This window comes from Streptomyces bambusae (genome assembly GCF_020532645.1).
In the GTDB taxonomy this organism is placed as follows: domain Bacteria; phylum Actinomycetota; class Actinomycetes; order Streptomycetales; family Streptomycetaceae; genus Streptomyces; species Streptomyces bambusae.
Map to the genome: position 1 here is coordinate 1 of NZ_JAJAUZ010000115.1, position 10,738 is coordinate 10,738.

General features: G+C 74.9%; 10 protein-coding genes. 3 read left to right on the top strand and 7 right to left on the bottom strand.

What is annotated here, in order from left to right; genetic code table 11:
- Positions 1-256: 256 nt before the first annotated feature.
- Together LG634_RS37025 and LG634_RS37030 are read left to right on the top strand one after the other, a co-directional pair.
- A complete protein-coding gene (locus LG634_RS37025) occupies positions 257-1,111 on the top strand; it encodes a PhzF family phenazine biosynthesis protein (protein WP_226740884.1) in 855 nt (284 codons plus the stop codon).
- Positions 1,112-1,131: 20 nt separating this feature from the next.
- Positions 1,132-1,713, top strand: a complete 582-nt coding sequence (locus LG634_RS37030) for a GNAT family N-acetyltransferase (protein ID WP_226740885.1) — start codon at positions 1,132-1,134, stop codon at positions 1,711-1,713.
- 27 nt (positions 1,714-1,740) lie between these two features.
- On the opposite strand, the gene LG634_RS38590 is transcribed toward LG634_RS37030, so the two are convergent.
- From LG634_RS38590 to LG634_RS37060, 7 genes are all read right to left on the bottom strand, one after another.
- Positions 1,741-2,727, bottom strand: a complete 987-nt coding sequence (locus LG634_RS38590; protein WP_504967657.1) for an SCO2278 family lipoprotein — start codon at positions 2,725-2,727, stop codon at positions 1,741-1,743.
- Positions 2,618-3,574: an iron uptake transporter permease EfeU gene (gene efeU / locus LG634_RS37035; protein ID WP_226740887.1), complete on the bottom strand. Its 957-nt coding sequence runs from the start codon at positions 3,572-3,574 to the stop codon at positions 2,618-2,620. Before efeU ends, LG634_RS38590 begins: the two co-directional genes overlap by 110 nt.
- A gap of 21 nt (positions 3,575-3,595) precedes the next feature.
- Positions 3,596-4,897, bottom strand: a complete 1,302-nt coding sequence (efeB, locus tag LG634_RS37040) for an iron uptake transporter deferrochelatase/peroxidase subunit (protein WP_226740895.1) — start codon at positions 4,895-4,897, stop codon at positions 3,596-3,598.
- 66 nt (positions 4,898-4,963) lie between these two features.
- Positions 4,964-6,109 (bottom strand): iron uptake system protein EfeO, encoded by a 1,146-nt coding sequence (gene efeO / locus LG634_RS37045; protein ID WP_226740888.1) that lies wholly within the window; start codon positions 6,107-6,109, stop codon positions 4,964-4,966.
- 190 nt (positions 6,110-6,299) lie between these two features.
- On the bottom strand, positions 6,300-7,268 hold the full coding sequence (locus LG634_RS37050; protein WP_226740889.1) for a heme ABC transporter ATP-binding protein: 969 nt from the start codon (positions 7,266-7,268) through the stop codon (positions 6,300-6,302).
- Positions 7,265-8,386, bottom strand: a complete 1,122-nt coding sequence (locus LG634_RS37055) for a FecCD family ABC transporter permease (RefSeq protein ID WP_226740891.1) — start codon at positions 8,384-8,386, stop codon at positions 7,265-7,267. The genes LG634_RS37050 and LG634_RS37055 overlap by 4 nt, the downstream gene beginning before the upstream one ends.
- On the bottom strand, positions 8,386-9,405 hold the full coding sequence (locus LG634_RS37060) for a heme/hemin ABC transporter substrate-binding protein (protein ID WP_226740892.1): 1,020 nt from the start codon (positions 9,403-9,405) through the stop codon (positions 8,386-8,388). Before LG634_RS37060 ends, LG634_RS37055 begins: the two co-directional genes overlap by 1 nt.
- 116 nt (positions 9,406-9,521) lie before the next feature.
- On the opposite strand from LG634_RS37060, the gene LG634_RS37065 reads away from it, so the two are divergent.
- Positions 9,522-10,738 (top strand): HtaA domain-containing protein (locus LG634_RS37065; protein ID WP_226740894.1); only part of this gene is annotated, 1,217 nt, incomplete at its 3' end.

The following is a 10,738-nucleotide window of genomic DNA, read 5'->3' on the forward strand; positions in this document are numbered from 1 at the left end:
CCCCCCCCCGGGGGGGGGTGGGGGGGGGGGGTTTGGGGCGGAGCCCCGAGGCAGGCCGGCTGCGCCGTCCCCCGGGCTCCGCCCGGACCCGCGCCACAACCGCCGGCGGGGCTGGAAGACCGGGGCTCCGCCCCCGACCCCGCGCCTCAATCGCCGGCGGGGCTGGATGTTGCCGGTGAGGCTGGAATGTGCCCCGGGCCGGTTGCCCGCCGGCGCCGGCGGGAATGGGGACGGGGGCCGGCGGGTTGGGGTGGGCATGACTGGTGATGGTGTGTTGCGGTACGCCGCGTTCTGTGGGGAGCCGGGTGGGGGGAACCCCGCCGGGGTCGTGCTCCGGGCCGAGGGGCTGGGGGAGGGGGACATGCTCAGGATCGCGGAGGAGGTCGGCTACAGCGAGACCGCGTTCCTGAGCCAGGGCAGCGACGAACGCGCGTACGACGTGCGCTACTTCAGCCCGAAGGCCGAGGTCCCCTTCTGCGGGCACGCGACGGTCGCCGCCGCCGTGGCCCTCGCAGAACGCATCGGCCCCGGCCCGCTGGTGTTCACGACCCGCGCCGGAGACGTCCCCGTCGAGGTCGCCGAGAGCGCCGGCGGACGCCTGCGCGCCACTCTGACCAGCGTCCGCCCGCACGTCGAGGACATCGACCCCGACGACCTCCGGGAGGCCCTGGCCGCCCTCGACTGGCCCGCCGCCGACCTCGACCCCGCCTTCCCGCCCCGCATCGCCTTCGCCGGCGCCCGCCACCTGGTCCTCGGCGCCGCGACCCGCGCCCGCCTCGCCGACCTCGCGTACGACTTCGGCCGCCTGGAAGCGCTGATGCTCCGCCTGGACCTGACCACCGTGCAGCTGGTGCACCGCACCGGCGAGACGCTGTTCGACGTCCGCAACCCCTTCCCGGTCGGCGGTGTCGTCGAGGACCCCGCCACCGGCGCGGCCGCCGCCGCGTTCGGTGCGTACGCCCGGGAACTCGGCCTGGTCCCGGACGACGCGGTGCTCACCCTCCACCAGGGCACCGACATGGGCCGCCCCGGCATCCTCACCGTCGAACTCCGCCCCGGCGACCCCCGCGTCCGCGTCTCCGGCGAGGGCGCGGCGATCCCCACCGCCTGAGCCTTGTGTTTACTGTCCGGATGCAGATCCTGAGCTTCCCGGAATCCGCCACCCCGGACGCCCTGCGCGGCCAGGTCCTCGCCCTCCAGGACGAGGCCTGGCCGTCCGCGGACGGCGTGCCCGCCGCCGGCCCCAGCCACGACCCGCTGCTGCGCCCGCAGTCGATGCTGCTGGTCGCGGAGGACGGCACGGTGCTGGCAGCGCTCGACCTGCTGTACAAGGACCTCGCCCACGCCGGCCGGTCCTGGCGGGCGGCCGGGCTCAGCACCGTCGTCACCCGCAGCGCCGCCCGCGGCCGGGGCCACGGCCGGCGGCTCGTCGGGGCGGCCCGCGCCGCGCTCGCCGCCGACCCGGCCGTCGACCTCGGCCTGTTCACCTGCGACCGGGCCCTGCGCCCCTTCTACGAGGCGGCGGGCTGGACGTACCTGCCGGAGTCGGTCCTGGTCGGCGGCACACCGGACGACCCGTTCCCGAGCGACGCACCCGGCTTCGACAAGACGGTGATGGCGGCCTTCTTCACGGCCCCCGCCCGGGAGGCCCGGCCCGTCTTCACCGGCAGCCGCATCCCCCTGCACCCGGGCCGCATCGACCGCCTCTGGTGACCCCCCGGCCCGCCGGCACGGCAGGTCCTACAGCCCCTTCGCCGCGACCAGTCCGTGCGTGCGGCTCAGGAACGTCACCCGGGCGTCCGGCTTCGAGGCCGGCGGCACGGTGACGGCCGATGCCGAGACCACGTCGCGGATCAGGGTGTCCGTCGCCGTCCCCGTCATGACCGCCCGGACCGACGGGGTCAGTGGCAGCTTCGGGTCCTTGACCGACGTGTCCAGCTTCATCTGCTCGAACTGCCGCGAGGCGAAGAACACCAGCGCCCCGCCGTCCGCGGTCCGCAGCCCCACCGGGGCGTACGCGCCGGTGGCCGTGGCCTGGTCCAGCCACTGGGTGGTGAAACCGGGCCGGTACGCGTCCCGGGCCCGCACCGCCCGCCGCCCGGTGGTGTGGGTGCCCGGCGCGAAACCGTTCGGCACCCCGTCCGACAGGTACTGCGTGTACCGCTTGCTCAGCTCGCCCGGCGGGATCGACAGGTCCCGCGCCTGCGGGTCGGCCGGCTCGGCCCAGCCGTCCTCGTCGGTCTTGAACGCCGGCAGCGTGCCCGCCGGCATGTTCAGGACGTACGTGACCTTCCAGGGCCGGCCCGCCGCCTCCTTGTTGAAGACGAGCGCCACCCGCCGGTCGGCCTTGTCGGTGCCCTCGTCGCGGTTGCTGTCGGCGTCCGCGACGAACCAGCGCGGCCAGCCCGCCTTCTTCGGTATCGCGAACTTCGTGTCCGACAGCTGCAGCGGCGTGAACTCCGGGTTCCCGCCCGGGTTCACCGCCCGTCCGGCCTTCAGGCTCGCCTTGCGCCGGTCCCCGTAGGGCCCGGCGACCACCGAGTCGATCAGCTTGTCGTCGTAGGCCTGCTCGGCGCGGTTGTAGACGGCGAGGAACTGCTTGAGCGTCTGGGCGGCTTCAGCCCTGGTCGCGGACGGGACCGAGGCCAGCTCGCCCCGCACCGTCGTGCATCCGCTCGCCGTCACCGCCAGCACCGCCAGTGCCGCCGTCGTGACCGCGGACCGCATCAGCCTGCTCATGGCTTCTCTTCTGCTCCTTCGCCCCCACCGACCGTCCGAACCCTACCGGGGCCAGGAACAGGGCGAGCGCCGGGACCAGGTAGAGCACCCACACCACGACCTGGAGCACGGTCGGATCGGGCTGGAAGTTGAACGTCCCCTTCAGCAGGGTCCCGTACCAGCTGTCCGGCGGGACCGCGGCACTGATGTCGAACGCCTTGTCCGTCAGCCCGCCGACGAAATCCGCCTCCTGCAGGTCGTGCACCCCGTATGCGAGGACGCCCGCGGCGACGACGACGAGCATGCCGCCGGTCCACGTGAAGAACCGGGCCAGGTTGATCCTGAGCGCGCCTCGGTAGAACATCCAGCCCAGCACGACCGCCGACGCGATGCCCAGCAGGGCGCCCACCAGCGGCGCCGTGCCGTTGCCGGCGGCCCGCACCGAACCCCACACGAACAGCGAGGTCTCGATGCCCTCCCGGCCCACGGCCAGGAACGCGGTCGCGACCAGCGCGCCCGTGCCCATCGCGAGCGCCGTGTCGAGCTTCCCGTGCAGCTCGGCCTTCAGGTGCCGCGCGGTCCGCTTCATCCAGAAGACCATCCACGTCACCAGCGCCACGGACACGATCGACAGGGTGCCGCCGATCGCCTCCTGCGCCTTGAACGTCAGCTCCTGCGTGCCGAACGTCAGCGCCGCGCCGAAGCCGAGGCTGACCGCGCAGGCGATGCCGACGCCCAGCCACAGCGGCAGCAGCCGGTCCTTGTGGCCCGTCTTGACCAGGTAGGCGACCAGGATGCAGACGACGAGACTGGCCTCCAGTCCCTCGCGCAGCCCGATCAGATAGTTGCTGAACACGCCGGTTCCCTCCCTTCCTCGCTACGCGAACAGCGCCCGGCCCCACCAGTCGTCCGTGTCGCGGACGCCCGGCGGGACGGCGAACAGCGCCGAACCCACGTGCTGGATGTACTCGTTCAGGACGTCGTGCCGGGCCAGCCGGCGCTGGATCGGCACGAAGCCCTTGCGGACGTCCCGCTGGTACGCGAGGAAGAACAGGCCGGCGTCGAGGCGGCCGAGGCCGTCGGTGCCGTCGGTGAACGAGAAGCCGCGGCGCAGGATGGTCGCGCCGCCGTTGGTGTCCGGGTGCGCGAGACGGACGTGCGCCTCGGGCTTCATCGCCTTCAGGAAGGGCTCGTCGCGCTCCTTGGACTTCCCCACGGGGGCGCCCTCGGCCTTGTCCCGGCCGAAGATGTCCTCCTGCTCCTGGAGCGGGGTGCGGTCCCAGGTCTCGATGTTCATCCGGATCCGGCGCGCCACCAGGTACGAGCCGCCGGCCAGCCACGCCGAGCCGCCCGGGACGTCCTTGGCGTCGACCCACACGTGCTCGTCGAGGGCGGCGGTGTCGGTGCCCGAGATGTTCCGGGTGCCGTCCTTGAAGCCCATCATGTTGCGCGGGGTCTGCTCGTCGGGGGTGGTCGACGAGGTCTTGCCGAAGCCGAGCTGCGACCAGCGCATCACGACCTTGCCGAAGCCGATGCGGGCGAACTGGCGGATGGCGTGCACCGCCACCTGCGGGTCGTCCGCACAGGCCTGGATGCAGATGTCGCCGCCGGAGCGGTTCGGGTCCAGGTTGTCGCCGGGGAACAGCTCCAGGTCGACCAGTGCGTCGGGCCGCCGGTCCTCCAGGCCGAAGCGGCCCTTCGCGAACAGCGGGGCGCCGAAGCCGATGGTGAGGGTCAGCCGGGACGGCTTGAGGCCGAGGGCCTCGCCGGTGTCGTCCGGCGGGGCCTCCGGCAGGCCGCCGACCGCGCCCCCGCCGACGGGCAGGCCGGCGGTCATCCGCTCGGCCGCCCGCGTCCACTCCCTGAGGAGTTCGGCCAGCTCGGCGCGGTCCTCGGTCTTCACGTCGAACGAGGCGAAGTGCAGCCGGTCCTGCACGGCGCTGGCGATGCCGGCCTGGTGCACGCCGTGGAAGGGCACCGCGGCCCCCGACAGGGCGGCCGGCACCGGGTCCGGTCCGCCGGTGAACGCGGCCACCGACCCGCCGGCCGTGGCCGCGCCGAGCGCGATCCCGGCCCCGCCCCAGCCCAGCAGGGCGCGGCGGGACGGCCCGCTCGCGGACCCCGTCGACGCAGCGGGCTCTGTGCCCCCGTCGGCCGCCGGCTCGGCAGCTTCGGACATCCCGGTGTTCTCCGGTATCTCGGACATGTGTGAACGCCCCTCTGGTGACCTGGCGGCTGCCGTGGACTACTTGACGACCGCGGCGGCCAGCTTGGACAGAGGCTCGCCGAGGGCGCTGACGCCGTCGGACAGCTCCTTGCGCTGGTCCTTGCCGACCTTGTCGTACGACTGGAAGACGTACGTGTTCTTGTCCGCGCGGTACTTGTCGAGCAGCGTGGTCATGGCGGCGAACTGCTTGTCCAGCTCGGCGACCAGCTTCGGGTCGTTCTTCACGGCGGCCGGCTTCAGCAGCTCGAACGCCTGCTGGGCGCCCTCGACGTTGGCCTTGAAGTCGACGAGGTCGGTGTGGCTGTAGCGCTCCTCCTCACCGGTGACCTTGCCGGAGGCGACCTCGTCGAGGAGCTCCTTGGCGCCGTTGGCCATCGAGGTGGGGGTGATCTCCGCCTTGCCGACCCGCTTCTGCCAGTCGGCCAGGTCCACGAGGAGGGTGCCGGCGAGCTTCTTCTCGGCGTCGCCGATCTTCTTGTCCTGCCAGAGGGCCTTCTCCAGCCTGTGCCAGCCGGTCCACTCCTGGCCGGCCTCCAGGCCGTCCTCGCGGACGTCGACCTTCGGGTCGATGTCGCCGAAGGACTCGGCGACCGGCTCGGTGCGCTCCCAGCCGATGCGCGACTCGGCGTACGCCTTCTTCGCGGCCTCGACGTCGCCCTTCTTGACGGCGTCGGTGAAGACCTTCACCTTCGGCAGCGTCTCGTCGGCCTGCTGCTGCACGTACTTGCGGTACGCGGCGACCGCGGCGTCCAGCTCGGGGCTGCGCTTGGCGGTGGTGGCGCCCTTGCCGGTGGCCTTCACCTGCTGTCGGATGCCGTCACCCGTCATGCCGGGCTTGCAGGCGATCTCGTAGTCGCCGGCCTTGATCTCGGCGGTGATGGTGGCCTTGGTGCCGGGGCCGATGTTCTCGCGCTCGGTGACGATGCGGTCGTCCGGGAAGAGCACGTACACCTCGGTGACCTTGGAGCCCTTGTTCTCCACCTCCAGCTGGACGTGGCCGGCCGGGAACTCCGTCTTGGAGACCTCGCAGGCGCTGTCCGAAGCCGTCACCCGGATGGCGTGGTCGCCGCCCTTCGCGTCGCTCTTCTCGGCGCAGCCGGTGAGGGCGGTCAGTGCGGCCGCGGTGGCGGCGGCGGTGACGACGGAGAGGCGGGCGGGTCGCATCAGTGGGCTCCTGCGGGGTGGGCATACGGGCCGGCCCGGGGGCGGGGCGGCAGGTGAGGCGGACCTAACTTAACCGAGCCTTACTTGCCCCATACCCGCCCGTCCAGTGATTCAGCTCTCACCTTCGGGCCCCGGCTACGAGGCCGTCACAAGGCCGCCATCGCCAACCCATGGGAGGGCAAAAGGCGGGTCAAAGGTCCAGTGCCGGCGGTGCATCGGGCGGTGCATCGGGCGGTGAACCCGGCGGGGAGTCAGGCGGGGCGTGCGGCGGGGAGCCGGGCCGCGCCGCGGACTCCCGTACGGGCACCACCAGGGGCGCCCCGGTCCGCGGGTGCGGCAGCACCTCCACCGGCTGCCGGTAGACCCGGCTCAGCAGGCCGTCCCGGAACACCTCCGCCGGCGGGCCGACCGCGGCGAGGCGGCCGCCGGCCAGCACGGCCGCCCGGTCCGCGTACGCCGCGGCCAGCCCCAGGTCGTGCAGGACCACCGCCACCGCGTCCCCGGCGGCGGCCCGTTCGCGGCAGATCCGCAGCACCAGTTCCTGGTGGCGCAGGTCCAGTGCGGCCGTCGGCTCGTCGAGCAGCAGCAGCGCGGTGCGCTGTGCGAGCACCCGGGCCAGCGCGACCCGGGCCCGTTCGCCGCCGGACAGCGCCGAGTAGGGCCGTCCGGCCAGCTCGCCTACCTCCGTGGCGGCCATGGCCGCGGCCACTGCCGCCTCGTCCTCGTCGGCCAGCGGGGTGCCGGCCCACGGCGCCCGGCCCATCCGGACCACCTCGGCGACCGGGAACGGGAACGACAGCGAGGCGGCCTGCGGCAGCACGGCCCGGCGCAGCGCGAGGTCGGCGGCGGAACGGCCGGCCGCCGGACGGCCCCCGATCAGCACCACGCCCGCGGCCGCCGGCAGGTCGGCGGCCAGCGCGGCCAGCAGGGTGGACTTGCCGGCTCCGTTGGGGCCGACCAGGGCGAGCACCTCGCCGGCCCGGACGTCGAGCCCGATCCCGGCGAGCACCTCGCGGCCGCCGAGCCGCACGTGCAGGCCGCGGGTCTCGGCCACGGGGGTGCCGGGGGCCGGGCGGTCCGGCAGCGGGCGGTGCCGGCGGCCGCCGGACAGGGCGTGCCGCAGGCGGGCCGCGAGGGCGGTGGGGGGTGCGGTGTTCATGCCCAGCCTCCCTGGCGGCGGCGGGTGCGGCGCAGCAGGAGGAAGAAGAACGGGCTGCCGAAGAGGGCGGTGAGCACGCCCAGCGGCAGCTCGGCGGGCGGGGCCACGGTCCGGGCCGCGAGGTCGCCGGCGACCAGGACGAGGGCACCGGCCAGGGCGCTGCCCGGGATGAGGAACCGGTGGCCGGGCCCGTGCGCCATCCGCAGCAGGTGGGGCACCAGCAGGCCGACGAAGCTGATGATCCCGGCCACCGCCACCGCGGCCGCCGTCAGCAGGGCGACCACCAGCACCAGCACCAGGCGCAGCCGTTCCACGTCCACGCCCAGGTGGCGGGCCGGGCGTTCGCCGAGTGCGAGCAGGTCCAGCCGGCGGGCGTACAGCGGGGCCAGCAGCAGACCGGTGGCGGCGCACGGCAGGACGGCGAGCACCTTGGGCCAGGTGGCCTGGGCGAGGGAGCCGAGCTGCCAGAAGGTGATCTGGGTGAGCTGGGCGTTGTCCGCGAAGAACAGGCACAGGCCGATCAGGGCGCCCGCGAACGCGTTGACCGCGATGCCGGTGAGGATGAGCGTGACCACCTCGGTCCGGCCGCCCGCGCGGGACAGCACGTAGACGAGGGTGACGGTGCCGAGGCCGGCGGCGAACGCGCAGGCGGTGACCGTCCAGGTGCCGAGGAACGACAGCCCGAGGGCGATCGCGGCGACAGCGCCGACGGCCGCGCCCGCGGAGATGCCGATGACACCGGGCTCGGCGAGCGGGTTGCCGAACACGCCCTGCATCAGCGCGCCGGCGCAGCCCAGGCTGGCGCCGACCAGCAGGGCGAGCACCACCCGGGGGAGCCGTACGTTCCACAGCACGCTCTCGGCGGTCCGGTCCAGCGCGGCGCCGCCGAGCCCGAGCCGGTGCCGGGCCGACCCGAGCACGTCCGCGACGGGGATCTCGTACGCGCCCAGGCCGGCCGAGAGGAGGCAGAGGGCGGCGAGGGCGAGGAGGAGTCCGAGGGTCAGCCAGAGGGCGGTGCGGGGGCGGGGCTCCGCGGGAGCGGCGACCGGGGCTGCGGCCGGGGCGGCGGCCGGAGCTGCGGTCGCGGGCCGGGTGGCGGGCCGTTCCGAGACGGCCATCAGGACGCCCCGGCCGGCTGGTGGAGGCCGCGGACCAGCGCGGTGAGCACCCGGTCGGTGCGCGGGCCGTAGCCGAGCAGGACGCCGTCGTCGACGGCGACCACCCGGCGGTTCGCCCCCGCCGGGGTCTGGGCCACGCCGGGCAGCGCCACCAGCCCGTCGACCCCGCCGACCGAGTCCAGGCCCTTGGCCATCACGAGGATCACGTCGGGTGCGGCGGCCGCCAGGGCCTCGCTGGTCATCGGGGTGAAGTCCTTGGTCAGGCCGGATTCGGCGCCCGCGTCCCGGGCGCCCGCCGCCTCCAGCAGGGACGTGGCGCCCGACCCGCGGCCGCCGATCAGGTAGACGGAGGCCGAGCCGCGCAGGTAGAGGAAGGCCACCCGGGGCTTCGGCGCCCCGGCCGGAACCCCCGCGCGGGCGGCGGCGATCCGGTCCTCGGTGCGCCGCACCAGCTGCCGCCCCGCCTCCGGCACCCCGAGGGCCGCGGCCACCGCGGTGATCCGCCGGGGTACGTCGGGCAGCGCGGCGGCGGGTGCGACGACCAGCAGCGGGACGCCCGCGTCGCGGATCTGCGCGATCGCCTCGGCGGGCCCGCTGGTGGCCTCGGCGATCACCAGGGTGGGCCGCAGGGACAGCACGCTCTCGGCGGATACCTCGTGAGCGCGCGTCACCACCGGCAGCTCCGCGGCCTGTTCGAAGGTGGCGGTGATGTCGCGGGCCACCACCTTCGGGCCCAGGCCCAGGGTGTGCACGACCTCGTTGAGGCTGCCGGACAGCGGCACGATCCGCTCGGCGGAACGCACCGTCACCCGGGTGCCGTCGGCCGAGGCGACGGTGGCCGGGAGGGCGGGGACGGGTGCGGGGGAGAGGGGTTCGACCCGGTCCGCGGCGGCTGCGGGACGGGCCGCGGGCGCCGCGGACCCGGAGTCGCCGGCACCGCAGCCGGTGACGGCGAGGGCCAGCGCAGCCAGGGCAACGGCCAGGCTTCGGAAGGGAGTTGGGGCCGCGGCCGTGCGCACGGGGACACCGTCCTGTCGTCCGGATCGGGTTCTGGAGCGCCGGGGGTTCCGTACCCGGCACGAGGTAGCTTAGGTTAGCCTAACCTTACTCACCAGATCTCGGAGGGGGCGCCTTCATGTCCGCAAGACCCGTCCGCCTGCTCGCCGTTGCCCTGGCGGCGGCCGTGCTCGCCGTGCTGCCCGGGGCGCTGCTCGCCGTGCTGCCGGGGACCGCGCACCCCGCGGCGGCCGCCGGGGCCGCGGCCCGCACCGTGCAGGGCGGGCGGCTGGACTGGGGCGTCAAGTCCTCGTTCCAGGCTTATGTCACCGGCCCGGTGGCACAAGGGCGTTTCCGGCTGACCGCGGGCGCCGCCACGGCGGCCGGCAGCCTGTTCCGCTTCCACTCCGCCACCGGCTCCTACGACCCGCGGAGCGGCGCCTTCGAAGCCGCGTTCAGCGGCGGAGTGCAGTTCCTCGGCCACCGCAAGGACGACGGCACGCACGCCCTCGACCTCACCGTCAGCCGCCCCCGCATCGTCATCGGCGGCGGAAAGGGCACCCTCTACGCCGACCTGACGAGCCGGGCCAAGGACACCGGCACCGTCACCCGGGCCGCCCGGGTCCCGCTGGCCGCCCTCGCCCTCGGCGGCGTCGACATGCGGGGCGGCACCAGCCCGGTCGCCCTCACCGGGGTCCCCGCCACCCTGACCGCCGAGGGGGCCCGCGCGTTCGCCGGCTACTACCCGGCCGGCACCCCGCTCGACCCGGTCGCCCTCTCGGTCGACGTGACCGACGGCCCCACCGCCTCGCCGCGGCCGCCGGCGCCCACCGCCACCCCGCCCGCGGCCCGGCCAGGCGTCTTCACCGACGCCGCCGTGGACTGGGGGGTGCGCCGCACCTTCCGCGAGTACGTCACCGGCGCGATCGAGCAGGGCCGCTGGGAGCTGACCGGCGGTGCCGAGGACGGCGGGGCGGTGTTCCGCTTCCCGCGCGGCACCGGCACCTACGACCCGGCCGCCGGACGGCTGGAGGCGGCCTTCGCCGGCCGGATCCGGTTCACCGGCCGGCACCTCGGCCTCGCCTTCGACCGGGTCGGCGTCAGCGTGACCGGCGGCAAGGGCGTCCTCCGTGCGGACGTCACCACCGCCTCGGGCACCCGCAGGGCCGTACCGCTGGTCGAGTTCGACGCCGGGGCGCTCGCCGTCCGCGACGGCCTGGCCACCCTGACCGAGGCCCCCGCCACCCTCACCGCCGGCGGCTCGCAGGCCTTCCGCTCCCTCTACCGGCCCGGCACGGCCATGGACCCGGTCTCGCTGGCCGTCGCCGTCACCCCCGGCGCCGCGCTGCCGGCCCT

Coding starts and splice junctions, on each gene's coding strand:
- LG634_RS38590 (WP_504967657.1), bottom strand. CDS start 2,727: ATGCGGTCCGCGGTCACGACGGCGGCACTGGCGGTGCTGGCGGTGACG.
- LG634_RS37050 (WP_226740889.1), bottom strand. CDS start 7,268: ATGAACACCGCACCCCCCACCGCCCTCGCGGCCCGCCTGCGGCACGCC.
- LG634_RS37055 (WP_226740891.1), bottom strand. CDS start 8,386: ATGGCCGTCTCGGAACGGCCCGCCACCCGGCCCGCGACCGCAGCTCCG.
- LG634_RS37030 (WP_226740885.1), top strand. CDS start 1,132: ATGCAGATCCTGAGCTTCCCGGAATCCGCCACCCCGGACGCCCTGCGC.
- efeO (WP_226740888.1), bottom strand. CDS start 6,109: ATGCGACCCGCCCGCCTCTCCGTCGTCACCGCCGCCGCCACCGCGGCC.
- efeB (WP_226740895.1), bottom strand. CDS start 4,897: ATGTCCGAAGCTGCCGAGCCGGCGGCCGACGGGGGCACAGAGCCCGCT.
- LG634_RS37025 (WP_226740884.1), top strand. CDS start 257: ATGACTGGTGATGGTGTGTTGCGGTACGCCGCGTTCTGTGGGGAGCCG.